The organism is Pseudomonas sp. AP42 (assembly GCF_001728935.1).
GTDB lineage: Bacteria > Pseudomonadota > Gammaproteobacteria > Pseudomonadales > Pseudomonadaceae > Aquipseudomonas > Aquipseudomonas lactis.
In genome coordinates this window covers 25,503-50,881 of record NZ_LYSO01000015.1, presented here as the reverse complement: position 1 = coordinate 50,881, position 25,379 = coordinate 25,503, and the positions used below count along the sequence as shown (strand labels likewise).

The following is a 25,379-nucleotide window of genomic DNA, read 5'->3' as shown; positions in this document are numbered from 1 at the left end:
TTATAACGATGGTTTGTTCACTGTGCCATCCGAAAAATCCTCATGCCGTGTACGAAGGAAGCTGGCGGCAAAAAGCTCCGGCGGCAGGGGCAGGCTGACGATGTAGCCTTGCATCTGTTCACACCCCTCGCTTGCGAGGAATGCTTGTTGCGCCGGGGTTTCCACGCCTTCGGCGATGATGGTGAATTGCATGCTGTGGCCCAGGGCGATGATGGCGCGCACGATGGCTGCATCGTGAGGGTCGTCGGGCAAGCCGCGGACGAAGGATTGGTCGATCTTGAGGAAGTCCAGGGGCAGGCGTTTGAGGTAGCTGAGGGACGAGTAGCCGGTGCCGAAATCGTCGATCGCCAGCTGTACGCCCAGGCGCTTGAGTTGGTGCAATACCGCGAGCGCTTCTTCGGCTTGGCTCATGATGAAGTTTTCGGTGATTTCCAGTTGCAGGCAGCCGGGTTCGAGGCGGTAATCGCGCAGCAGTTGTTCTATACGTGACAGCAGGTTGGGGTGACGCAGTTGCGCGCCTGCGAGGTTGACCGACAGGGGGCCGAAGTCCTCGAAAGCCGCTTGCCAGGCGTGCAGTTGTCGGCAGGCCTGTTCCAGTACCCAGTCGCCGATTTGCAGGATCGTGCCGTTCTCTTCGGCCAGGGCGATAAAGTGCTCGGGCGGGACCTCGCCCAGCGTCGGGTGATGCCAGCGGATCAAGGCTTCGGCGCCGATCAGTTGTTGGGTGATCAGGCTGCGTTTGGGTTGGTAATACAGACTCAACTCTTCACGTTCGATGGCGCGGCGCAGTTCGTGCTCCAGCGCTACGCGTTCATTGGCTTGGGCAGTCAGGTCGCGGGTATAGCGCTCGACCCGGTTACGCCCCTTGGCTTTGGAGCGATACATTGCGGCGTCGGCATTTTTGACCAGGGTCGCCACGTCGGTGCCGTCCTGTGGATACAGGCTGGTGCCGATACTGGCGCTGATAAAGAACTCATGCTCGCCGGCCTGGAAGGGCGGGGTAAAGCAGTCGAGCAATTTGTTCGCCAAGTGCTGGGCGTCGCTGGCCTGTTGCAAACCGGGCAGCAGGATGATGAATTCGTCGCCGCCCAAGCGAGCAACGGTGTCCACGTCCCGCAACTGCTCCTTGAGGCGTACGGCGATGTCTTTGAGCAGCAGGTCGCCGACCGGGTGACCGAGGCTGTCGTTGATGTGTTTGAATCGGTCGAGGTCGAGAAACAGCACCGCGCCCTGCTTGCCACTTTCCTGCTGGCCGTTGAGGGCGGCTTGCAGCCGGTTTTCGAACAGCGTGCGATTGGGCAGGCCGGTCAATGGGTCGTGGTGGGCCTGATAGTCGAGGCGTGCCTGGGCCAGCTTGAGGCTGGAGATGTCGGCGAACACGGCAACGAAGTGCGTGACCAATTGTTCGCGGTTACGCACGGCGCTGATGGTCAGCCAACTCGGATACACCTCGCCGTTCTTGCGGCGGTTGGAGATTTCGCCTTGCCAGTGGCCATGGGTCGTCAACCGGTGCCACATCGCCGCATAGAACGCGCTGTCATGCAGGCCGGAGGCAAGCAGACGCGGGGTATGACCAAGGGCTTCACCCTCGCTATAGCCGGTTATCTCAGTGAAGGCGCGGTTGACGGCGCTGATGTTCTGCCGTGTGTCGGTGATCAAGACGCCTTCGGCGGTGCTTTCGAACACCGTGGCGGCCTGCTGCAGTTTTTCCTGCATTAACTGGCGTTCGGTGATGTCCCGGGCGATGGTCAGCATGCAATCTTCGTCGCCAATCGGCAGCGGGCGGCTGGACACTTCGCACAGGCGAATCTGGCCGTCGGCACGACGGATATGGCAGATGAAATCGCGGACAAAACCGTCGCGCTGCATCAATTCGAGCATGTGCTTGCGTTCGTTGAGGTCGACCCAGATGCCCAGGTCCAGGGCTGATTGGTCGAGTGAAGAGGCGCTGGTGAAGCCGGTCAGGTGGCTGAAACCCTCGTTTACTTCGATCAGCAGGCCGTCGCTCTGGCGGCTCAGCAGCAAGCCATCTGGGGAGGCATGGAAGGCTTTGGCGAACTTTTCTTCGGAGGTTTGCAGTCGCTGTTGGGTTTCCTTGAGCTGGGTGATGTCCCGCACCACCACCACCAAGGCTTCGGTGGTGTCGAGTTGGAACGGCTCGGCTGAGATCAGCCCGGTAAAGGCCTGGCCATTGCTGCGCAGAAAGGGCATTTCCAGGTTGCGGATGCTGGTGGTCTGTACTCGTTGCAGCAAATCCGGGCCGCCCCCTTGAATGCCCCATATATTCAGGTCGGGGGCGGTTTTGCCCACCACCTCGTCGGCGCGCAGGCCAATCTGGTCCTCGAATGCCTTGTTGACCTCCAGCAGGCAGCCATCAGACAACCGGGCAATCACCAGAATGTCGGGGCACTGCTGAAACACCGAGGCAAATTTCTGCTCGGACAGTTGCAGGGCTTCTTCGGTGCGCTTGGCTTCGCTGATGTCGATCATCAGGCCGCGCAGCACCGGCTCATGGCCGTGTTCGATCAGGCTGACAATGTCACGTACCCACAGGCAGCGGCCATCAGCGGTGATGACTCGGTAATCAATACTGTGATCGCGGTTTGCACGGGTTTCCCGATAGCAATAGGCCTCGGCGCGAGTCAGGTCGGCGGGGTGGATGATGTTGCGCCAGAAACCTGGAATCAGCCAATGAGCGCGGGGATAGCCGAGCAGGTCTTCGGCATGGGGTGACACGTAGCTGTAGGTGAAATCGCTGATGCTTGCTTCCCAGGCGATGGCGGACAAGCTCTCCACCAGGCCGCGATAGTGGTACTCGCTGCTTCGCAGTTCTTGCTCAAGGGCGACCCGGCGGGAAATTTCCGAGCTGAGCCGGCGATTGATCCGAATGACGATTGCCAGCACCGTACTCAATAGCAGCACCGCTGGCAGGCCGTACGTGAGCAGGTCAGCCCAGAAGGTGCGGTGATCGGTGAAACTACCGACCCAGTGTTGCTGGATCGCATCAGTTTCGGCTGAGCTGAGGTCGGCGAGGACTTTGTCCAGGATGCCCACCAGGATTTTTTCATCCCGCGGCACGCCCATTGCCAGTTGGTAGCGGTAGGGCGTTTCGCCGCTGACGTACAGGCCGTCGAGCTTGAGTTGGCGCAGGCTCCAGACGCTGGAGGCCAGGTCGCCGACTACGGCATCCACTTCATCGGTGGCCAGGGCTTGCAGCGTCGAACTGACGTTGGGCATCGCCACCAGATTCAGGTCCGGATGGTGGGTACGCAGCAGTTCATGGGGCGCGTAGTTTTCCACCACGGCAATTTTCAGCCCGTACAAATCCTTGAGGCTGCGTGGTTTCGCGCCGCCTTCATGGGCCAGGATGACGATGGGAAAGTCGAGATAGGGGCGTGTGAAGGCCAGGAAATTCTGGCGTTCGGGGGTGGACATGATGCCAGGCAGCAGGTCGAGCTGATTATTGCGGGCTTGTTCAAGCACCGCGGTCCAGTTAACGGGTTCGATCAGTTTGATTCGAACGCCCAGACGGTCCTGGAGTAGGCGTACGTAATCGGCAGCCAGGCCCTGATATCGGCCATTTTCATCACGATATTCAAACGGGGGCCAGGACGCGTCCACGCCGAGGCGCAGCTCCTGATGGTCCGCCAACCAGCTACGCTCATCATCCGTAAGAGTCAACGCGCCAGCCGTTGCGGTCCAGGTCAGCAGCGACAGCAGTATCACGGTCGGCAATCTGGGCATAACGGTCTCGTTATGGCACGGGGAATGTCTCGAGTGTAGACGGGCATTGCGGGGGCGGGGTGATGCGGGGCAGTAAATCTGTGGAAAGCGGTCGGTAGAAAGCAAAACCCCCGGCCTGGGCCGGGGGTTCTGGTATCACTCGTCGAGGAAGGAGCGCAGATGCTCGCTTCGCGTCGGGTGGCGCAACTTGCGCAGCGCCTTGGCTTCGATCTGGCGGATCCGCTCGCGGGTCACGTCAAACTGCTTACCGACTTCCTCAAGGGTGTGGTCGGTATTCATGTCGATGCCGAAACGCATGCGCAGTACCTTGGCTTCACGGGCAGTGAGGCCGGACAGTACGTCGCGAGTCGCTTCTTTCAAGCTCTCAACAGTGGCGACATCGATTGGCGACTGCATGGTCGAGTCTTCGATGAAGTCACCCAGATGGGAGTCTTCGTCATCACCAATCGGCGTTTCCATGGAGATCGGCTCTTTAGCGATCTTCAATACCTTACGGATTTTATCCTCAGGCATTTCCATGCGTTCGCCCAGCTCTTCCGGGGTCGGTTCGCGACCCATTTCCTGCAACATCTGCCGGGAAATACGGTTGAGCTTGTTGATGGTCTCGATCATGTGCACCGGAATACGGATGGTGCGGGCCTGGTCGGCGATCGAGCGAGTGATCGCCTGACGGATCCACCAGGTGGCATAAGTCGAGAACTTGTAGCCGCGACGGTATTCGAACTTGTCCACCGCCTTCATCAAGCCGATGTTGCCTTCCTGGATCAGATCAAGGAATTGCAGGCCACGGTTGGTGTACTTCTTGGCGATGGAGATCACCAGACGCAAGTTCGCTTCAACCATCTCTTTCTTCGCGCGGCGGGCCTTGGCCTCACCGATCGACATGCGACGGTTGATGTCTTTGATTTCCGCAATCGTCAGGCCAGTTTCGGTCTCAAGCGCGGTCAGCTTCTGCTGGCAACGGATGATATCGGGCTGCAGGCGGCCGATGGCTTCGGCGTATTTCGCCTTGCCCTTGGCCAGTGCGTCGCTCCAGCTTTCGTCAACTTCGTTGCCCGGGAACTGGCGCAGGAAATCGGTACGCGGCATGCGCGCATCACGCACACAGAGCTGCATGATCGCACGCTCTTGGGCACGCAGGCGCTCAAGGGCACTGCGAACACGCTCAACCAGGCCTTCGAACTGCTTGGGCACCAGCTTGATCGGCATGAACAGCTCAGCCAGGGCCACCAGCTCGGCAATCGCCTGCTTGTTGCCACGACCGTGCTTTTTCAGGGCCTTGCGGGTGATTTCCATTTGATCGGAAACCGCACCGAAGCGCTGGGCAGCGATAACCGGGTCTGGACCGCTTTCGGCTTCTTCTTCGTCGTCGCTGCTTTCAGCTTCGTCGTCGTCGGTGTCGTCGTCCGCTTTTGCGGCTTTCGCATCAACAGGCGGCGGCACTTCGGCGGCAGGCGGCGCAATGCCGTCGTCCGGGTCGATATAACCGCTCAGGACGTCGGACAGGCGGCCACCTTCGGTGGTGACGCGGGTGTACTCGGAGAGAATGTGGTCAACCGTGCCAGGGAAGTGCGCAATAGCGCCCATCACTTCACGGATGCCCTCTTCGATACGCTTGGCGATTTCGATTTCGCCTTCGCGTGTCAGCAGCTCGACGGTACCCATTTCGCGCATATACATGCGCACCGGGTCTGTCGTGCGGCCGATATCGGTCTCTACTGCAGCCAGCGCGGCAGCAGCTTCCTCAGCGGCGGCCTCGTCGGTATCAGCGTCGGCCAGCATAAGGGAATCCTTATCTGGCGCGACTTCGAATACGTTGATCCCCATGTCGTTAATCATGCGGATGATGTCTTCCACCTGCTCAGGATCTGAAATATCCTCAGGCAGGTGGTCGTTGACCTCCGCGTAAGTCAGGTAACCCTGCTCACGACCAAGAAGTATCAACTCTTTGATACGAGACTGCTGTTGCGCTTTTCCGGACATAACACCCTATCCACTGAAGGTCTTGGCGGGCAAAAAACAAGCCGAGGATTATACCCGAGCTATGACCTCACACGCCAGCTGAGGTCGGGTTTGATGCGTAAACATTCTGTTTTAAGAGGTCGCGCATCTGTTTTGCTATCTGAATTTGCTCTTCAGCCGATAATCCCGGCTGCCTCGCTCTCTTGATAAGTTCATCGAGGGTCTGAGTGTGTTGACCCGCGGATAACCTATTAATGGTGTCTAAAAACTGTTGTTCAAGGTTGTCGCCGTCAATTAGCCACTCCTTTTCCGCCAGTGCCCGCAATAAACGGCCCTGTTCCGTGCCATGCCAGCGAGCCATCAACTGAATTGAGTTTAGCTTAGGGTTTTTCTGCACGGCTTCGATCAGTGCGATAAGCACCTGAGCGTAGGTGTTGCTCTCGTTGGCAAAGTGGTCGGCACTTTCAACCTTGCCGGCCAATTGCGGGTGGTGAATCAGTGTGCGCAGTGCAATCAGTGTGGGGGCTTCCACCGCTACGGGTGTGCGTGGCGCGTAGGCTTCATCGCGATCACCGCGTTTGCCGTTTTTGCTCCAGGGCTTTTTGTCCCACTTCTTGCCGCCGGCGCCCGGCTTCTTCGGCGTCCATTCCTGCTGGGGCGCGAAGGCCTCCTGAGGTTGATGAAAGTCAGCGTAGTCCGGCATGGCGTCGTAATCCATGCCGGGGTCGTAGGCTGGCGGCGCATCCTGCGGGGCGCTGTGCACCAGCTGGCTTACGGCTTCGCCGCTCAAACCGGTGATCTCCAGCAGGCGCTGACGCATCAGTGTGCGCAAGTTGGCGCCCGGGACTTTATCGATCAGGGGCGCCGCGAGGGTGGCCATATGGGCCTTGCCTTCGAGGGAGCGCGGGTCGGCCTCTTCGGTCAGTTGCTGAAAAAAATAATCCGCCAGCGGCTGCGCATGTTGATTGATGCGTGCGCGGAACGCGTCGGTACCTTCCGAACGCACCAGGGTGTCCGGGTCTTCGCCTTCGGGCAGGAACAGGAAGCGAGCGCGACGCCCATCCTGCAGGCTCGACAGCGTGGCTTCGAGCGCGCGCCAGGCGGCGTTGCGGCCAGCCTGGTCGCCGTCGAAGCAAAACAGCACGCTGGGCACGACGCGAAACAGGCGCTTCAAATGTTCTTCGCTGGTGGCGGTGCCGAGGGTGGCGACCGCGTTGCGCAGGCCTTGTTGGGCGAGGGCGATCACGTCCATATAGCCTTCAACCACGATGATCTCGTCGAGGTTGCGGTTGTTCTTGCGCGCTTCGAACAGGCCGTAGAGTTCCTGGCCCTTGTGGAACACCGGGGTCTCCGGAGAGTTCAGGTACTTGGGCTTGTCGTCCCCGAGCACGCGGCCGCCAAAGGCGATGATACGGCCACGGCTGTCGCGTATCGGGAACATCACGCGGTCGCGGAAGCGGTCATAGCGCTTGCCGGTCTCGGCGTTTTCCACCAGCAGGCCGGCATCGATCATGGCCTTTTGCTGGAGGGTGTCGCTGCTCAGGTGCTTATACAGGTTGTCCCAGCCCGGCGGGGCGAAGCCGAGACCAAAATCCCGAGCGATTTCGCCGGTGAGGCCGCGCCCTTTGAGGTAATCGACAGCGGCCTTGCGCTGCGGATGGCTCTTGAGTGCCTGGCGGTAAAAGTCGGCAGCGGCGGTCAGTAGCGGGTACAGCGGCGAATCGGTGGGTTGCCGGGGTTTGTGCGGGCGACCACTTTCTTCGCGGGGCACTTCCATGCCGGCGGCTTTCGCCAGGTCCTCGACAGCCTGGGGGAAGTCCAGGTTGTCGTGGTCCATCAGGAAGCCCAGGGCGTTCCCGCCTGCGCCGCAACCGAAGCAGTAATAAAACTGTTTGTCGGGGCTGACGCTGAACGATGGGGTTTTTTCTTTATGGAACGGGCAGCAGGCGGTGTAGTTTTTGCCGGCTTTTTTCAGCTGTACGCGTGAGCTGACAACATCGACGATGTCGGTGCGGTTCAGAAGGTCGTCAATAAAGCTCTGGGGAATCAGCCCGGCCATGGCGTTCTCGTCATCACTGCGTGTAAATGAGGGCCCGTGACGTGTTCAAGCGCACGTATGGCGTGCTTGATCATCATCGTCTGCATGGGTCATCAGGAAGTGTATCTGCCGAATATTCACTGAGGGTAGTTTCTGATCAGTCTTCGGCATGGAAATGTTGCCCGGGCGTCCGGTCTTGGCCAATGGCGGCCTCGGAAACGCATCAATGGGCACAGCCGACACGGTTGATCGTCTGTTTGAAGAATAGGTGTGCTCGTCAGTAGCCTTGTTAGGCTCGTCAGAAGAGACGTGCACCGCTGGCAAAAGAGCCAGCCCTGACGTGTGAAGCAGTGTCTCGGTCGCGTGTGCGGCGTCGACGGTGAAGCATCAAGCGATATCCGCAAATGCCAACAGCCCGGCTGAGGGCCGGGCTTGGCAGAAGCTTGCTACGAACGTCTGTGTATTAGTACAGACGAACGGCGCGGCGCTGTTCGCGCTGAACTTTCTTAGCGTGACGCTTAACAGCGGCTGCTGCTTTGCGCTTACGCTCAGAAGTTGGCTTCTCATAAAATTCGCGGCTACGAACTTCAGCCAGAACACCGGCTTTTTCGCAGGAGCGCTTGAAACGACGCAGAGCTACGTCGAAGGGTTCGTTCTCTTTTACTTTGACGGCTGGCATCCAGAGCTACCTTCTTTCATTACCGGGAATCAACGTTCTCGTCGCAAAAAATTCGCGGCTGAGGTCGTCGGTTTTTAAGGGTTGCGGATGTTAACCCCTCATTGCCCGGAATGCAAAGCCTCTGATCGAAAACCGCTAGTCGGGAGGGGGAGTGGCGACTATTATGCGCGCCTTCGAATTCAGCCTCTACAAGGCGCAAACCCATGCTAGTACTGGGACTTGAAACCTCCTGCGACGAAACCGGAGTCGCACTATACGACAGTGAACGCGGGCTTTTGGCCGATGCACTGTTCAGTCAGATCGACCTGCATCGCGCCTATGGCGGCGTGGTGCCGGAGCTTGCCAGCCGCGATCACGTCAAGCGCATGCTGCCGCTGATCCGCCAAGTGCTGGATGAGGCCGGCTGTGTGGCAACCGAGATCGATGCCATCGCCTACACGGCAGGGCCCGGATTGGTCGGAGCCCTGCTGGTTGGGGCCTCTTGCGCCCAGGCGCTGGCCTTTGCCTGGGGCATTCCTGCCCTCGGCGTGCACCATATGGAAGGCCATTTATTGGCGCCCATGCTGGAAAAAACACCGCCAGAGTTCCCGTTCGTCGCTTTGTTGGTTTCGGGGGGGCATACGCAGCTGGTTCAGGTGGATGGGATCGGCCAATACACGCTGTTGGGCGAGTCGCTGGACGATGCTGCCGGCGAAGCGTTCGACAAAACCGCGAAGATGATGGGGCTTAATTATCCTGGCGGTCCGGAAATCGCTCGCCTGGCTGAGAACGGCGTTGCCGGTCGCTACACCTTCCCGCGGCCGATGTGTGATCGTCCTGGCTTGATGTTCAGTTTCAGCGGCTTGAAAACCTCTGCCTTGAACACCTGGCAGCAGAGCGTCAGCGCCGGGGACGACGGCCAACAAGCCCGTTGCGACATCGCGCTGGCGTTCCAGCAGGCTGTGGTGGAGACTTTGACCATCAAGTGCAAGCGCGCCCTGAAACAGGCGGGCATGAAGCGGCTGGTGATCGCAGGTGGCGTCAGTGCCAACAAGGCGTTGCGCAGTTCCCTGGAAAAGATGCTCGGCGACATGAATGGCAATGTGTTCTACGCACGCCCTGAGTTCTGCACTGACAACGGTGCGATGATCGCCTACGCCGGTTGCCAGCGTTTGCAGGTCGGGCAGCACGAAAGCCTGGCGATCAGCGTGCAGGCGCGCTGGCCGATGGAGCAATTGCCGCCGTTGTAAGGTTCAAGGGCGCCGGGCCCAGGCGGGGTATTTAAAAATGCCGTTCGCGCCCGGCAAACAGGTCGCGTAGATTGCCGCGGTGGCGCCAGACGATCAGCAATGTCAGTACGCTCATCGGCACCAGTGCTTGCGGTTCCTGCCAGGCCAGCAGCGGCAGGGTCAGCGGCGTAGCAATCAGCGCGGCCAGCGAGCTGGTGCGGGTCAGGTAGAACGTCAGTAGCCAGGCGAGCATGGCCAGTAACGCCGCAGGGGGGTAAATGCCCAGCAGCATGCCGGCCGCCGTGGCGACGCCCTTGCCGCCGCGAAAGCGGAAGTACAACGGGAACAGGTGGCCCAAGACGGCACATAGGCCCACCCAGGCTTGCTGTTGCAAGCTAAGGCCGACGAGGCTGGCGATCAGCACGGGCAGCAGGCCCTTGCACAGGTCGCCCAGCAAGGTCAGGACGGCGAGTTTCTTGCCGGCCAGGCGCAACATATTGGTGGCGCCGGCATTGCCTGAGCCACTCATTCGCGGGTCGGGATTTCCCGTCAAGCGGCTGAGCAAAATGGCGAAGGACAGCGAGCCGAGCAGGTAGGCGAAAATCGCCAGTGACCAAAACATGCTAACTATTCCGGGCGAGGACGCCCTGATTCTAACGGGGCATCGCGCCCTTGTCGTGCTGCGGAGAAAAGTGCTTGGACAGAGTGTTTATCGAAGGCCTGGAAGTCGACACCGTGATCGGGGCTTACGACTGGGAGCGCGGAATCCGGCAATGCCTGCGCCTGGACCTGAGCTTCGCCTGGGATAATCGCCCAGCCGCGGCCGGTGATGACCTGACCCTGGCACTGGATTACGCCAGGGTGTCTGCGCGTATCCAGGCCTTTGCCGAGCAGTCCCAGTACCAGTTGGTGGAAACCTTTGCCGAGCGCCTGGCCGAAGTGCTGATGAGTGAATTCCAGATTCCCTGGCTGCACCTCAAGTTGACCAAGCCCGGCGCGGTACCGGCTGCCAAGGGCGTGGGCGTGGAGATCGAGCGCGGATGTCGTTGACTCAGGTTTACCTCGGGCTTGGCAGCAATATCGAGCGCGAGGCTCGTTTATGCGCCGGCTTGGATGCGTTGGCGGGCTTTTTGACGGATATGCGCTGTTCAGCGGTGTTCGAAAGCCAGCCGGTGGGTATCAAGAGCGGGCCGTTTTTCAATCTGGTGGTGTCGGCTTATACCGACCTGCCGTTGATGGAATTGGATCGCCGCTTGAAATCCATCGAGGCCGACAATGGCCGCTACGCGCCCGACCGCAAAGGCCTGCCGCTGGATATCGATGTGTTGTTGTATGGCGATCTGGTGGGCGATTTTGATGGCTTGGTCCTGCCGCGAGCCGAAATTCTGAAAAACGCCTTTGTGTTGTGGCCGCTGTCGATGATGGCGCCGCAGCGTATGCATCCTGAGGCCGGCAAGACGATGGCCCAGTTGTGGCGAGACGCGCAGATTGATCAGGTGCTGGCACCTGTGGCGTTCGAGTGGCAGGGGCAGCCACTCACGCCGCTAGCTCTTTTGTAGGCGCCGAGCTTGCTCGCGAAAAACCTGAGGGCGCTGCGTCATCGTTGAGGTTCTTCGCGAGCAAGCTCGCTCCTACGGGGGCTTTTGCTGTTCCTTGTAGGCTTTCAATGCGTTTAGTCGTTCGCGCTTGAGCGCCTCGCCCAGTTCGGGGCCTTTGAAGCCTTTTTCCAGCAGTGGCGCTACCGGCACTTCGCGTGCGGCCTTTGCCGCTGCGCGCAAATAATCGGCCTGTGGATAACTGCGTTGCTCAAAACCCTGGCGGCCCCGAGCGTCCATTTCGCAGGCCGCCACGAACTCTTCAAAGCGTTGCGGCCGACGGTACACGTCGAAGCTTTGCAGCAACTCCAGCAATGTCGAGGCCTTGAGCTCCAGCGCACGATGCCCATGGGTATGATATTGCCCCACCAGCAGGGCCAACTCCTGGCAATCCTTCGGCACCTTGAAACGCTCGTTCACCGCTTTGATCAGCTTCAGGCCGCGTTGCTCGTGGGCAATATGCTGCGGCAACTTATCCACAGGCGTCAGGCCTTTGCCCAAATCATGCAGCAGGCAGGCCCAGCGCACGCTCAGCGGTTGCTTGTGCAGGGCGGCCTGCTCCAGCACGCTCAAGGTGTGCACGCCGGTGTCTATTTCCGGGTGATGCGCTGCGGGCTGCGGCACGCCGAACAGCGCGTCCACCTCCGGCATCAAGGTTTTCAGCGCGTCGCAGTCACGCAGTACTTGGATGAATACCTGGGGTTGAGCTTCCATCAGCGCCCGTGAGATTTCCTTCCAGCTGCGCTCGGGGGTAAGGGCCTCCAGCTCGCCGGACTCACTGAGTTGGCGCATTAACGCCAGGGTCTCAGGGGCGACTGTGAAGCCCAGAGGCGCATAGCGCGCGGCGAAGCGTGCAACGCGCAAGACGCGGAGGGGATCTTCGGCGAACGCGGGAGAAACATGCCGCAAAATACGCGCTTTAAGGTCGCGTTGGCCGTGGTAAGGGTCAGTCAGATTACCTTCGTCGTCCTCCGCCATGGCATTGATGGTCAGGTCACGCCGGATCAGGTCTTCTTCCAGCGTAACGTCGGGGCTCGCATGGAATATAAAGCCGCCGTAACCCCGGCCATTCTTGCGTTCGGTGCGAGCGAGGGCGTATTCGTCACCGTTCTTCGGGTCGAGAAATACCGGGAAATCAGCGCCCACCGGTTTATAACCTTTGGCGAGCATCTCTTCGGCCGTCGCGCCAACGACGACGCGGTCTATATCGGTGACCTCGATGCCCAGAAGGCGATCACGTACGGCGCCGCCGACTTTGTAGATTTTCATGAAAAAGCCTCCATTAGCGGCACAGGATAACGCCTGAGCCTGGCCAATGGAGGCTTTGCTGTTTCAGAGATGAACGACGGCCATGTCCAAGCGGCCGTAGTCGTTGTCGTTATGATCGCTGCGCGGTGGCACATGGTGGGTTTTCATCACCTGGTCGCCCTGCAGGGTTTCCAGATGAATATCAAAACCCCAGAGCCGATGCAGGTGCTTGAGTACTTCCTCAGTGGATTCGCCCAAGGGTTTGCGGTCGTGCTGCTGGTGACGCAGGGTCAGCGAACGGTCGCCACGCACGTCGATGCTGTAGATCTGCACGTTAGGCTCGCGGTTACCGAGGTTGTATTGCGCGGCCAGGGTTTCGCGAATGATGCGGTAGCCGGGTTCGTCGTGGATGGCAGGCACCACCAGGTCATCCTTGAGGTCGTCGTCCAGGATGCTGAACAGCTTGAGGTCGCGAATCACCTGGGGCGACAGGTACTGCAGGATAAAACTCTCATCCTTGAAGCTGCTCATCGCGAACTTGATGGTCGATAGCCAGTCGCTGCCGGCGATTTCCGGGAACCAGCTGCGGTCTTCCTCTGTGGGGTGCTCGCACATACGGCGAATATCGCGATACATGGCAAAACCCAGCGCATAGGGGTTGATGCCGTTGTAATACGGGCTATCGAAGCCTGGTTGGAAGACCACGCTGGTGTGGGACGTGAGGAACTCCATCATAAAGCCGTCAGTGACCAGGCCTTCGTCGTACAGGTCGTTCATCAGGGTGTAATGCCAGAAGGTAGCCCAGCCTTCGTTCATCACCTGGGTTTGGCGCTGGGGATAAAAATATTGCGCGATCTTGCGTACGATGCGCACGATTTCACGCTGCCAGGGTTCCAGCAGCGGTGCGTGTTTTTCCAGGAAGTACAGGATGTTTTCCTGCGGTTCGGCGGGGAAGCGTGCATTGTCCTTGTCGCTGTTCTTGTCGGCGCGCTTGGGGATGGTGCGCCACAGGTCGTTGATCTGTTTCTGCAAGTGCTCCTCGCGTTCCTTCTGGCGCAGGCGCTCCTCTTCGGCAGAAATAGGATAGGGGCGCTTATAGCGATCGACCCCGTAATTCATCAGCGCATGGCAGGAGTCCAACAGGTCTTCCACCGCATCGATACCGTGGCGCTCCTCGCACTGCATGATGTATTGCTTGGCGAACACCAGGTAATCGATGATCGAACTGGCATCGGTCCAGGTGCGAAACAGGTAATTGCCCTTGAAGAAACTGTTATGCCCATAGCAGGCATGGGCCACTACCAGCGCCTGCATGCAGATGGTGTTTTCTTCCATCAGGTACGCGATGCACGGGTCGGAGTTGATCACGATCTCGTAGGCCAGGCCCATCTGGCCCCGGGTGTAGGACTTCTCGGTACTGAGGAAGTGTTTCCCGTAGGACCAGTGGTGATAGCCCAGGGGCATGCCCACCGAGGCATAGGCATCCATCATCTGTTCAGCGGTGATGACTTCTATCTGGTTGGGGTAGGTGTCCAGGGCATAACCCGCCGCGATACGGCTGATTTCCCGGTCATAGGCCTGGATCAGTTCAAAGGTCCACTCGGAGCCGGTGGAAATGGGTTGGCGCTTGTTCTCTTTTTTGGCGGTCATGTCACTAACCTGCGCTGGAAGAGTTCACGGAAGACCGGGTAGATATCGCCGGCCGAGACCAGTTGCTGCTGGGCGAACGTATCGGCAAAGGCTTCGCCGATGCGCTCGTATTCGAACCACAGGGCCTGGTGCTCACGGGGGGTGATTTCGACGTAAGTGTAGTACTGCACGAACGGCATGATCTGGTTGATCAAAATATCCCGGCAGATCGGCGAGTCGTCGTTCCAGTTATCGCCGTCGGAGGCTTGGGCGGCGTAGATGTTCCACTCGTTGGCGGGGTAGCGCTCGGCCATGATCTCCTGCATCAGCTTCAGTGCACTGGAAACGATGGTGCCGCCGGTCTCCCGCGAGTAGAAAAACTCCTCTTCGTCCACTTCCCGGGCGCTGGTGTGATGGCGGATGAACACGACGTCGATCTTGTCGTAGTTCCGTTTCAGAAACAGGTACAGCAGGATAAAGAAGCGCTTGGCGATGTCCTTGGTGGCCTGGGTCATGGAGCCGGAAACGTCCATCAGGCAGAACATCACCGCCTTGGAGCTGGGGTTGGGTTGCTTGACCAGCAGGTTGTACTTCAAGTCAAAGGTATCGAGGAACGGCACGCGGTGAATGCGCGCGCTGAGTTTTTCGATTTCGGCCTCAACTTCCTGGATATCGCCGAAGTTGTCCGGCTCTTCGCGCTTCAAACGTGCCAACTCTTCCTTGGCCTGCTTGAGTTTGGCGCGGCTGCTGCCCGACAGGGCGATGCGCCGTGCATGGGCTGAACGCAGGGTACGGATGATATTGATGCGCGAAGGGTTGCCCTCGTTGCTGATGCCTGCGCGTACGGTCTTGAAGGTGTCGGTGCCGGTGAGGTTGCGCTTGACCAGGTTGGGCAGTTCCAGGTCTTCGAACATGAATTCGAGGAATTCTTCCTGGGTGATCTGGAACACGAATTCATCCATGCCTTCGCCAGAGTTGCCGGCCTTGCCCGGGCCTTTGCCACCGCCGCCGCCTTGTGGGCGCTGGATATGTTCGCCGGTGGTGAATTCCTTGTTGCCGGGGTGTACCACGGTCTGTTTGCCGCCGCGACCATGGTGAAGCACCGGTTCATCGATGTCCCTGCCGGGAATGCTGATTTGTTCGCCATGCTCCATGTCGGTGATGGAACGGCGGCTGACGGCCTCTTCTACCGCCTTTTTGATATGGTCACGGTAACGCCGCAGGAAACGCTGACGGTTTACCGTGCTCTTGTTCTTGCCATTGAGGCGTCGGTCGATCACATAGCTCATAGGGAGCCCTCCGGGCAGCTTCACGTTACAAGCTTCAAGCCGCGAGCTGGAAGCTTAGGGACAAGCGGTCAACTGCCAGGCCGGATGCCTGGCAGTACGCGCTTGCCGCTGCCTTACTGTGATTTGCGAACCCGTAGGTACCACTCGGAGAGCAGCCGTACCTGTTTGTCGGTGTAGCCTCGCTCGACCATGCGTGTGACGAAGTCGTTGTGTTTTTGCTGATCCTCCTTGCTGGCTTTGGCGTTGAAGCTGATGACGGGCAGCAGGTCCTCGGTGTTGGAGAACATTTTCTTCTCGATGACCACCCGCAGCTTCTCGTAGCTGAGCCAAGTGGGGTTCTTGCCGTTGTTGTTGGCACGGGCACGCAGTACGAAATTGACGATCTCGTTGCGGAAATCCTTCGGATTGCTGATGCCGGCGGGTTTCTCGATCTTTTCCAGTTCTTCGTTGAGGGCCACGCGGTTGAGGATTTCGCCGGTTTCCGGGTCGCGGTATTCCTGGTCCTGAATCCAGAAGTCGGCGTACAGCACGTAGCGGTCGAAGATGTTCTGGCCGTACTCGCTGTACGACTCCAGGTAAGCGGTCTGGATTTCCTTGCCGATGAACTCGATGTAGCGCGGCGCCAGGTATTCCTTGAGGAAGCGCAGGTAGCGCTCACGGGTTTCGGCTTGGAACTGCTCCTGTTCAATCTGCTGCTCAAGCACATAGAGCAAGTGCACCGGGTTGGCGGCGATCTCGTGAGGGTCGAAGTTGAAAACTTTGGACAGGATCTTGAACGCAAAGCGCGTCGACAGACCGTTCATGCCTTCGTCTACACCGGCTGTGTCACGGTACTCCTGGATCGACTTGGCCTTGGGATCGGTGTCCTTGAGGTTTTCGCCATCGTAGACGCGCATCTTCGAATAGATATTGGAGTTCTCCGGCTCCTTGAGGCGCGACAGCACGGTGAACTGGGCAAGCATCTTCAAGGTGTCGGGCGCGCAATGGGCCTTGGCCAGGGAACTGTTGAACAGCAGTTTGTCGTAGATCTTGATTTCGTCGCTGACCCGCAGGCAGTACGGCACCTTGACGATATAGATCCGGTCGATGAAGGCTTCGTTGTTCTTGTTGTTGCGGAAGGTATGCCATTCCGATTCGTTGGAGTGGGCCAGCAGGATCCCGGTAAACGGAATCGCCCCCAGGCCTTCAGTACTGTTGTAGTTGCCTTCCTGGGTAGCGGTGAGCAGTGGGTGCAGCACCTTGATCGGTGCCTTGAACATCTCCACGAACTCCATCAGGCCCTGGTTGGCCCGGCACAATGCGCCCGAATAGCTGTAGGCATCGGCATCGTTCTGCGGGAATTCTTCCAGTTTGCGGATATCGACCTTACCCACCAGTGCCGAAATGTCCTGGTTGTTTTCATCGCCGGGTTCGGTCTTGGCCACGCCGATCTGGTTGAGGATCGACGGGTAGAGTTTCACCACGCGGAACTGGCTGATATCACCACCGAACTCGGCCAGGCGCTTGGTGGCCCAGGGCGACATGATGGTGTTGAGGTAGCGCCGGGGTATGCCAAAGTCTTCCTCCAGGATTGCGCCATCTTCCGTGGCGTTGAACAGGCCCAGGGGCGACTCGAAGACGGGCGAGCCCTTGATCGCATAGAAGGGCACCTTCTCGATCAATTGCTTGAGCTTTTCCGCCAGGGACGACTTGCCGCCGCCGACCGGGCCGAGCAGATAGAGGATCTGCTTCTTCTCTTCCAGGCCTTGGGCGGCATGGCGGAAGTAGGAAACGATCTGGTCGATGCATTCTTCCATCCCATGGAAGTCTTCAAAGGCCGGATAGCGGCGGATCACCTTGTTGGAAAATATCCGCGACAGGCGCGAATTATTGGCGGTTTCCACCAGTTCTGGCTCGCCAATCGCCAGTAGCAGGCGTTCGGCGGCAGAGGCGTAGGTGCTGCGGTCCTGTTTGCACAGCTCGAGATACTCCTGAAGCGTGAGTTCTTCCTGCTGTGTGGACGCGAAGCGTTGTTGGAAGTGGCTAAAGATACTCATGACGTCGTCACCTCGCTCGATACGTGGAGCCGACGCCGGATCAATCAGTCGATGCTGGCAGTCATTGACGCACGCCAATGGCTGTTTTCCCCCCAGAACACCCTGAAACGCTACCGATGACCCGTACGCCGGTGTACCGGCTCTCCCCTGATTCGGATGGCCTGCGCTTAAGGATAGTTCGGAATCCGGGAGGTCAAGGCGCGATGCGCAATTAGTTTGGCTGCGCCGTTCGTCAGAAACGGCGCAAGCCCAAGCGTCACGCGGGGTAGCGGGGTGTGAAAAAAATTATTGCGAATCGCCTGAAGAAATTTCCGCAGGAAAGGTCGCACGCCACAGCTCAAACCCGCCGTCCAGGCTATAGACGTCGGAGAAACCCTGACTGATCAGATACGCGGCTGCGCTCTGGCTGGAATTGCCGTGGTAGCAGGCGACGATCAGCGGCGCATCGAGGTCAGCGGCGCGGATGAAGTCGGCGATGTTGACGTTGTCCAAATGCTGGGCGCCGGTGATGTGAGCGGCGGCATAAGTAGGCTGGTCGCGGATGTCGACGACTACAGCACCTTGCTCACGCAGGGCCTGGGCTTCTTGGGGAGGGATACGTTTGAATTCGGTCATGGCGGGCTCCTAGGGCTTGGCGGCGGCCGTCTGGGTAATGGAAAGGGGCGATTCGCACTGGCAGTCGAGACGTTCGCCCGTGTCGATGTTCATCAGGGTCATGGCACCGCCCCACACGCAACCGGTGTCGAGGGCGAACACGCCGGGCTCATCGCATTTGCCTTCCAGCGCGGCCCAGTGGCCAAAGATGATCTTTGTGTCACGGGTCTTGCGTTCCTTGTAGGCGAACCAGGGCTTGTAGCCGGGGAGGGCGGTGTCGGCGCCTTCCTTGCTTTTGAGGTCCAGTTTGCCTTCGGCCGTGCAGAAGCGCATCCGTGTGAAGTAGTTGGTGATGACTCGCAGGCGGGCCACGCCCGTGAGGTCGTTGTCCCACTTCACCGGGTCGTTGCCGTACATGCCGTCGAGGTAAGCGGTGTACAGGTTGTCATCGGCCAACGCAGTTTCAACTTCGGCGGCGCATTTGAGGGCCTTTTTCAGTGACCACTGGGGCGGGATACCGGCATGCACCAAGGCCATGTTGCGGCCTTCATCGTAGTGCATGAGTTTTTGCCGGCGCAGCCAGTCGAGCAATTGAGCACGGTCTGGGGCTTCGAGGATTTCCCGCAGGGTGTCGCCTTTTTTGAGGCGTTCGATGTTGTTGCCGGCCGCAAGCAAGTGCAGGTCATGGTTGCCCAGCACGCAGACCAGAGAATCACGCAGGCTATAGAGGTAGCGCAGGGTTTCCAGGGACTGCGGGCCGCGGTTGACCAAGTCGCCTACCAGCCACAGGCGATCATTTGCCGGGTCGAAGGCTACGCGCTCCAGCAGGCGCTTGAGAGGGTCCAGGCAGCCTTGCAGGTCGCCGACCGCGTACGTCGCCATCAGTGCAGGGCTCCTGGTACGGCCAGGCGGAAGGGCTTGATGATTGCATCGAACAGTTGGCCGTCGGTGGCCTTCATCTGATACGAGCCCTGCATGGTGCCGACCTTGGAAGTCATCACCGTGCCGCTGCTATAAGTGTGGCTGGTGCCGGCGTCGATCAATGGCTGTTGGCCGACAACGCCTGCCCCGCGCACTTCCTCAACCTGGCCGTCGCCATCGGTGATGATCCAGTGGCGCGACAGCAGCTTGGCCGGCACCAGCCCGTTGTTCTTCACTGTAATGGTGTAGGCAAAGGCGAAGCGGTTATGTTCGGGTTGCGATTGGTCCGCCAGGAAGCGGGTGACGACGCTGACGTCGATCTGATAGCGAGGATCGGACATGCAAGAGGCCTTAAAAGCGAAGGACAGCAGATGCGGGTCAGTCTAGGCCAAGAGGAGGGCACTAGGCCAGACATGCTGTCTGGGCTCTTGAAACGCGGTTAAACCTGTGGGAGCGGGCTTGCTCCCACATTGGAGGGTGTTGAACCTTATTCCGCTGTTGGCGCTGGCTGGATAGCAAGCTGGTCAGCCAGGCGCACGAACGCGGCCAGGTCCAGTTGCTCGGGGCGCAGGCCGCCGTCGACGCCGGCGGCTTCGATCTCGGAGTTGCTCAGCAGGGCCTTGAGGGTGTTACGCAGGGTCTTGCGGCGTTGGTTAAACGCTTCGCGTACCACACGCTCCAGCAGTTTGTGATCCTTGGCCGGGTGCGGCAACACGGCATGCGGCACCAGGCGCACGATGGCTGAATCGACCTTCGGCGGTGGGTTGAACGCGCCCGGGCCGACGTTGAACAGGTGCTCTACGCGGCAGTGATACTGGACCATGATCGACAAGCGGCCCCAGTCACCACCGCCAGGGCCCGCGGCCAGGCGCTCCACCACTTCCTTTTGCAGCATGAAGTGCATGTCGCGGATGATCCCTGCGTTGTTCAGCAGGTGGAAAATCAGTGGCGTGGAAATGTTGTAGGGCAGGTTGCCGACTACCCGCAGGCTGTTAGGCGCAGCGTTAAGGCTATTGAAGTCGAACTTCAGCGCGTCGCCCTGGTGCAGGTTGAAGTTGGCTTTGCCAGCGAACTGCTGGTTGAGGATCGGGATCAAGTCCTTGTCCAGTTCCACCACGTCCAGTTGCCCACCGCTGGCCAGCAGGCCTTGGGTCAGCGCGCCCTGGCCCGGACCGATTTCCAGCAGGCGGTCTTCAGGCTTGGCATGAATGGAGCGCAGGATGCGATCGATCACGCCAGCGTCGTGCAGGAAGTTTTGCCCGAAGCGCTTGCGCGCCCGGTGTTGGTAATGCTCAGTCATATACGGGTCTCGGCCATCTGATAGGCGGTTTCCAGGGCCACGTGTAGGCTGCCGGTATCGATCTTGCCGCTGCCTGCGAGGTCCAGGGCAGTGCCATGGTCGACGGAGGTGCGGATGATCGGCAGGCCCAGTGTCACGTTGACTGCGGCGCCAAAGCCTTTGTATTTCAGCACAGGCAGCCCCTGGTCGTGGTACATCGCCAGCACTGCGTCGCAGTGCTCCAGATATTTGGGGGTAAACAGAGTGTCTGCAGGCAATGGGCCGCGTAGGTCCATGCCTTCTTGGCGCAGGCGCTCTAATGTCGGTTCAATGATGTCGATTTCTTCATGGCCCAAGTGGCCGCCTTCACCGGCGTGGGGGTTGAGCCCACAGACCAGGATACGCGGTTGGGCAATGCCGAATTTGTGTTGCAGGTCGCTGTGCAGGATGCGCGTGACACGCTCTACACGTTCGGCAGTGATGGCATCGGCGATTTCACGCAGCGGCAAGTGGGTGGTCACCAGGGCCACGCGCAGGCCATGGGTGGCGAGCATCATCACTACTTGGGCGGTATGGGTCAGTTCGGCGAGGAATTCGGTATGGCCGGAAAAGGCAATGCCGGATTCGTTGATCACGCCTTTGTGCACGGGGGCGGTGATCATGCCGGCAAAGTCGCCGTCGATGCAGCCTTGGCCCGCACGGGTCAGCGTCTCTAGCACAAATGCCGCGTTGGCCGTGTTCAACTGCCCGGCCACCACCTTGGCCTGCAGCGGGGTGTCCCACACATACAGGCTACCGGCGGGGGCCGGCAGGTCGGGCCAGTTGCCCGGCGCCACGTCCAGCAGGTTGACGGCCACACCCAGCTGCGCGGCCCGCTCAAGGAGCAGGTCGCGGCTGGTAATAGCAATCAGGGGGTGTGGCTGGGGTTGCGAGGCGAGCAGCAGGCACAGGTCTGGACCAATGCCGGCTGGCTCGCCGGGTGTCACCGCGAAACGCTGGGGTTTCACTGGGGTGCCTGGTCGGTGCCTGTTTGCTCGGCGCCTGGCAGCTTGTTCTCTACATACGCTTCGTCACGGATCTGACGCAGCCAGGTTTGCAGCTCTTCGTCGTATTTGCGGTTACGCAGTACGCTCAGGGCTTGCTGCTCGCGGGCCTGGGTGGTGTTGTCCGTGGCGCGACGGCCAAGCACTTCCAGCACATGCCAGCCGTACTGAGTCTTGAAGGGCTTGGACAATACGCCTTGTGGCGTCTCGGCCATAACCTGCTGGAACTCAGGCACCAGGGCTTTCGGGTCGATCCAGTTCAGGTCGCCACCGTTAAGGGCAGAACCTGGATCTTCCGAGAAGCTTTTGGCCAGGGTGGCGAAGTCTTCACCGCTTTCAATGCGGTCATAGATCTTCTGTGCCAGTTCCTTGGTTTGGGCCTCGGTGCGGATTTCGCTCGGCTTGACCAGGATGTGACGAACATGGACTTCGTCTTTCAACGAAGTTTCGCCGCCGCGGCGTTCCAGCAACTTCAGGATGATGAAACCACCCGGAGTGCGTGCTGGCTGGGTAATGCCGCCGACTTCCATAGCGCTCAATTCGCGATCAAACGGAGGTGGCAATTGAGCGGCTTTACGCCAGCCCATGTCACCGCCTTCAAGGGCGTTGTCGCTGCCGGACTGCGCAATAGCCATCTGGGCAAAGTCTGCACCCGCTTTCAGACGCTCGTAGATCGCCTGGGTTTTAGCGGCGGCAGCATTGAGCTGCTCAGAGTTGGCTGCGTCCGGGGTAGGAATCAGGATATTGGCCAAGTGCAGTTCTTCGGAGAGCTGCATCTTGCCCAGGTCCGAAGCCAGGAAGTTTTTCACTTCCTGCTCGGACACCTGAACCCGCTCGGCCACACGGCGCTGGCGCACACGGCTGATGATCATTTCACGCTTGATCTGGTCACGGGCGTCCTCATAGGACAAACCGTCGTGAGCCAGGGCGGCGCGGAACTGATCAATGCTCATGTTGTTACGCTGAGCAATGGTGCCAACGGCCTGGTTCAGTTCTTCGTCCGAAATACGGATGCCGGAACGGTCGCCAATCTGCAATTGCAGGTTTTCGACGATCAGACGCTCCAGCACCTGGGGTTCCAGGACGCTGCTCGGTGGTACACCACCGCCACGCTTGGCGATGGTTTGCTGAACTTCCTTGACCCGTTGGTCCAGCTGGCTCTGCATGATCACGTCGTTGTCGACGATGGCCGCTACTTTATCCAGCTGTTGAACCGCGGCGTGTGCCGAAACAGTACCCAGGAACAGCGCGCCCAGCACTAGCGGGCGCAAACACTCAGAAAGCTTTGTCTTCACGTTCACGATAACCTTCAATGCCTTTGTCGAGGAAGCTCTCTACCTTGGCGCCGGTCAGGCCGCCGAGTCCTTTAAGGACGATCTGGAAGAAGAGCCCGTGGTCACCCTTTTCGTTCTGAGGGGCGAGCTGCGTGTATTCGTCGTTGGAAACCCAGTAACGGTTGATGACGCGCAGTTTCCAGCAGCAGTTGTCGTACTCGAAACCACCGAAGGCTTCCAGGGTACGGTTGCGGGCATAGTCGTACTGCCAGCGGGTGATCAGGTTCCACTGGGGAATGATCGGCCACATCATCGAGAAGTCGTGTTGTTGGATTTTGTAGTAATCCTTCACGAAATCCTTGTCACCTTCCTGGCCAAAGTCACCGCCGAACTGCCATTTGCCGGTCAGTTGGTTGTAGACAACCTGGTCGTTGCGATAGCGGTAGCCCAGGTTGACGACCTTGTTCGGGTTGTCTTCCGGCTGGTAGTGGAACATTGCGCTGCCGGAGCGAGGACTATGGGTCTCGGTATCCCAGTTGTAGTCGGCTGTGGCGCGCCAGTCGCGGTTGAAGCGGAACTCGTACTCCAGTGCAACAGGAGATACGTTCGAGTGCGCGTCATCACGTGTCTTGGCATCTACGCCCGGCAATTGAACTTCGCGATCCTTGAAGTACACCGCTTGGCCGATGGAAGCGCGTTGACGTTCGAAACCGTTCTCTTCAATCCAGCGGCTGGTAAGGCCAAAGGACAGCTTGTTCTCGTCGCCGATACGGTCGGAACCGCTGAAGCGATTATCCCGGAACAGTGAGGAGTAGCTGAACGAGTTCTCGCTGGTGTCGAAGACAGGGATCTCGGTCTGGTCTTTATTCGGTACGTAGAGGTAGAACGCACGAGGTTCGAGGGTCTGGTTGTAGTCTTTACCGAACCAATTGGTTTTGCGGTCGAAGTACAGGCCGCTGTCGATACTGGCAATAGGCACGGAGCGATCTTGCGAGCTGTTAAACGTCTGGCCGGCCAAGGCCATTTGGTCCTTGCCTTTACCATCGAGATCCAAGTCGTATTTGGTATAGACGTACTTCAACTTCGGCGTGATAAAACCGTAACTCCAGTTCATCGGGTACGAGACTGCGGGCGCAACGTTCAGACGGGTACCGTTTGCACGGGTCAGGCCTGTTACGTTTTCATCCAGGCGACGCTCTCCGATGGTGCCATCAGCATTAAACGGGCCACCGTCCTGGTTGCGAACTCTACCGCTGCGCAGGTCACGATCAAACCTTACTGCTTCTGTCTCATAGGAGAAGTTCAGCCCTGCCGGTTGAAACGGGAGGGTACCGTTAAATGTAATTTGCGGTAGTCGATCATACGGAGTGATCTGGGAAATCGTTGCCAGTTGGTACGACTGCAAGTTCACGGCAGCCTGGTAGCTGTCGCCACGGTAGCTCACGGTACCCTGCTGGTTCAGGAAGTCCTGGCTCTGAACGCCTTCCTGATAGGACTTCAAGTCCTGGAAGTAGAACGGATCACTGATCTTGGTGTAATCGACCAAGGTCGTCAGGCGCGAATCCAGCCCGCCCTTATGCTGCCAGTTGAGCATATAACGGGTTTTTTCGGAGTCGGTCTGCTTGCTTCGCTCGTCATTGTCATCGTTGAGATACGCCCCACCAAACTGCCCTTCACTCGACTTGGTCAGATAGCGGAACTCACCCTCCATCAACATGCCGCGCTTGGTCATGTACTGCGGGTACAACGTGGCATCGTAGTTCGGCGCCAGGTTGAAGTAGTACGGCGTTACCAGCGTAAAGCCAGTTTCCCCACCGGTGCTGAAGCTCGGCGGCAGGAAACCGGATTGGCGACGGTCGTCGATCGGGAAGTAGATGTACGGGGTGTACAGGATCGGGATGTTCTTGACCCGCAACGTCGCGTTGGTCGCCGTACCGAAACCGGTGGCGGGGTTCAACGTGATGTTGTTGCCCTTGAGCTGCCAGGCGTTGCTGTCCGGCTCGCAGGTGGTGTACGTACCGTCCTTGAGACGGATGATCGCGTTCTCTGCACGCTTGGCGTACAGCGCGTTACCGCGGATGCGCGACTTGTGCATCACGTATTCGGCGTTGTCGATCTGGGCGGCGCCGGTGTCGAGCTGGACCTGGGCATGGTCGCCCACGATCAGGGCGCCGTTGTCGCGCAGGCGCACTTTGCCGTTCAGTTCGCCACGGTTCTCAGCCTGGTACAGGCTGGCTTCGTCCGCTTCCAGTTGCATGCTGCCTTGGCGCATGACCACGTCACCGGCCAGGGTAGCGACCTGCTGCTCCTGCTCGTAACGCGAGGCCTTGGCGCCGATGAAGGTCGGTGCATCGCTCTTGTTCGTCTTGTCGTTCATGCCAGGACGAGTCGGCTCGATGTACGCGCCGCCGCAGTAAGGGCCGGTTTCGGCCAACTGTGCTGCGGTCAGCTTGTCGCGAGGTACCCAGTCCAGGTGGCTGTAGTCGGCACTGCGCGAACGCAGGCCACGGCCCTTGGACTCGGTGACCAGCATGGTCTTGGGCTCGGCGTCGACGCTGCCGCCAGCTTTGCCTTGCGGCGTGCTGTTGGCCGAGCTGACGGCAGCGCCGTCATGCACCGGGCGCGGTGGCAATGGGGCGGCGGCCGTCTTCGGCGCGCAATCCCAGGCACCCGAAGCAGAGACTGAGCAGTCATACTGTTCCGCGGCGACCACGAATGAGGTGGCGAAAGGTTGCAAGGCCAGCAGACTGCCGGTTACCAGCAACGGAAATTTTCTACGAAACGCGGGGGATTTCAATGCCATCTTATTAGTCCGGGCTTCCTGCGTGCCATCTGCCCGC

19 protein-coding genes are annotated in these 25,379 nt (G+C 59.3%); 3 read left to right on the top strand and 16 right to left on the bottom strand.

The window, feature by feature from the left end; translation table 11 throughout:
- From A7K61_RS08515 to rpsU, 4 genes are all read right to left on the bottom strand, one after another.
- Entirely contained in the window at positions 1-3,744 is a 3,744-nt protein-coding gene (locus A7K61_RS08515) for a bifunctional diguanylate cyclase/phosphodiesterase (protein WP_069557405.1), read from the bottom strand.
- Between the two features lie 135 nt (positions 3,745-3,879).
- The gene (gene rpoD / locus A7K61_RS08510) at positions 3,880-5,727 is read right to left on the bottom strand and encodes an RNA polymerase sigma factor RpoD (RefSeq protein ID WP_003194751.1); all 1,848 of its coding nucleotides are present in this window, start codon (positions 5,725-5,727) and stop codon (positions 3,880-3,882) included.
- 67 nt (positions 5,728-5,794) lie between these two features.
- Entirely contained in the window at positions 5,795-7,765 is a 1,971-nt protein-coding gene (gene dnaG / locus A7K61_RS08505) for a DNA primase (protein WP_032895025.1), read from the bottom strand.
- Positions 7,766-8,207: 442 nt separating this feature from the next.
- The gene (gene rpsU, locus A7K61_RS31095) at positions 8,208-8,423 is read right to left on the bottom strand and encodes a 30S ribosomal protein S21 (RefSeq protein ID WP_002551877.1); all 216 of its coding nucleotides are present in this window, start codon (positions 8,421-8,423) and stop codon (positions 8,208-8,210) included.
- Between the two features lie 203 nt (positions 8,424-8,626).
- On the opposite strand from rpsU, the gene tsaD reads away from it, so the two are divergent.
- The gene (gene tsaD, locus A7K61_RS08495) at positions 8,627-9,652 is read left to right on the top strand and encodes a tRNA (adenosine(37)-N6)-threonylcarbamoyltransferase complex transferase subunit TsaD (RefSeq protein ID WP_069557404.1); all 1,026 of its coding nucleotides are present in this window, start codon (positions 8,627-8,629) and stop codon (positions 9,650-9,652) included.
- Positions 9,653-9,683: 31 nt separating this feature from the next.
- Here tsaD and plsY read toward each other — a convergent pair whose 3' ends face one another.
- The gene (gene plsY / locus A7K61_RS08490) at positions 9,684-10,253 is read right to left on the bottom strand and encodes a glycerol-3-phosphate 1-O-acyltransferase PlsY (protein ID WP_032895027.1); all 570 of its coding nucleotides are present in this window, start codon (positions 10,251-10,253) and stop codon (positions 9,684-9,686) included.
- 74 nt (positions 10,254-10,327) lie between these two features.
- Here plsY and folB point away from each other — a divergent pair, with 74 nt between their 5' ends.
- Together folB and folK are read left to right on the top strand one after the other, a co-directional pair.
- On the top strand, positions 10,328-10,681 hold the full coding sequence (folB, locus tag A7K61_RS08485) for a dihydroneopterin aldolase (protein ID WP_032895029.1): 354 nt from the start codon (positions 10,328-10,330) through the stop codon (positions 10,679-10,681).
- Positions 10,672-11,190 carry a 2-amino-4-hydroxy-6-hydroxymethyldihydropteridine diphosphokinase gene (gene folK, locus A7K61_RS08480; protein WP_044269459.1) on the top strand — a complete coding sequence of 173 codons (519 nt, stop codon included), beginning with the start codon at positions 10,672-10,674 and terminating at the stop codon, positions 11,188-11,190. Before folB ends, folK begins: the two co-directional genes overlap by 10 nt.
- Positions 11,191-11,262: 72 nt before the next feature.
- On the opposite strand, the gene A7K61_RS08475 is transcribed toward folK, so the two are convergent.
- The 11 genes from A7K61_RS08475 to A7K61_RS08425 form a co-directional block, all read right to left on the bottom strand.
- A complete protein-coding gene (locus A7K61_RS08475) occupies positions 11,263-12,495 on the bottom strand; it encodes a multifunctional CCA addition/repair protein (protein WP_069557403.1) in 1,233 nt (410 codons plus the stop codon).
- 63 nt (positions 12,496-12,558) lie between these two features.
- Positions 12,559-14,124, bottom strand: a complete 1,566-nt coding sequence (locus tag A7K61_RS08470; protein WP_069557402.1) for a SpoVR family protein — start codon at positions 14,122-14,124, stop codon at positions 12,559-12,561.
- A complete protein-coding gene (locus tag A7K61_RS08465; protein ID WP_047711918.1) occupies positions 14,121-15,392 on the bottom strand; it encodes a YeaH/YhbH family protein in 1,272 nt (423 codons plus the stop codon). Before A7K61_RS08465 ends, A7K61_RS08470 begins: the two co-directional genes overlap by 4 nt.
- A gap of 113 nt (positions 15,393-15,505) precedes the next feature.
- Complete coding sequence (locus A7K61_RS08460) at positions 15,506-17,428, bottom strand: PrkA family serine protein kinase (protein ID WP_003194732.1); 1,923 nt, start codon at positions 17,426-17,428, stop codon at positions 15,506-15,508.
- Positions 17,429-17,713: 285 nt separating this feature from the next.
- Positions 17,714-18,043: a thiosulfate sulfurtransferase GlpE gene (gene glpE, locus A7K61_RS08455; protein WP_032895035.1), complete on the bottom strand. Its 330-nt coding sequence runs from the start codon at positions 18,041-18,043 to the stop codon at positions 17,714-17,716.
- A 9-nt stretch (positions 18,044-18,052) separates the two neighbouring features.
- Positions 18,053-18,904 carry a symmetrical bis(5'-nucleosyl)-tetraphosphatase gene (locus A7K61_RS08450; RefSeq protein WP_047711917.1) on the bottom strand — a complete coding sequence of 284 codons (852 nt, stop codon included), beginning with the start codon at positions 18,902-18,904 and terminating at the stop codon, positions 18,053-18,055.
- A complete protein-coding gene (gene apaG, locus A7K61_RS08445; RefSeq protein ID WP_044269452.1) occupies positions 18,904-19,284 on the bottom strand; it encodes a Co2+/Mg2+ efflux protein ApaG in 381 nt (126 codons plus the stop codon). Before apaG ends, A7K61_RS08450 begins: the two co-directional genes overlap by 1 nt.
- Positions 19,285-19,430: 146 nt before the next feature.
- Positions 19,431-20,243 (bottom strand): 16S rRNA (adenine(1518)-N(6)/adenine(1519)-N(6))-dimethyltransferase RsmA, encoded by an 813-nt coding sequence (gene rsmA, locus A7K61_RS08440; protein ID WP_069557401.1) that lies wholly within the window; start codon positions 20,241-20,243, stop codon positions 19,431-19,433.
- Positions 20,240-21,229, bottom strand: a complete 990-nt coding sequence (gene pdxA / locus A7K61_RS08435) for a 4-hydroxythreonine-4-phosphate dehydrogenase PdxA (RefSeq protein ID WP_069557400.1) — start codon at positions 21,227-21,229, stop codon at positions 20,240-20,242. Before pdxA ends, rsmA begins: the two co-directional genes overlap by 4 nt.
- On the bottom strand, positions 21,226-22,560 hold the full coding sequence (locus tag A7K61_RS08430; protein ID WP_139129474.1) for a peptidylprolyl isomerase: 1,335 nt from the start codon (positions 22,558-22,560) through the stop codon (positions 21,226-21,228). The genes pdxA and A7K61_RS08430 overlap by 4 nt, the downstream gene beginning before the upstream one ends.
- Entirely contained in the window at positions 22,541-25,342 is a 2,802-nt protein-coding gene (locus A7K61_RS08425) for an LPS-assembly protein LptD (RefSeq protein ID WP_057710303.1), read from the bottom strand. Before A7K61_RS08425 ends, A7K61_RS08430 begins: the two co-directional genes overlap by 20 nt.
- Positions 25,343-25,379 lie beyond the last annotated feature (37 nt).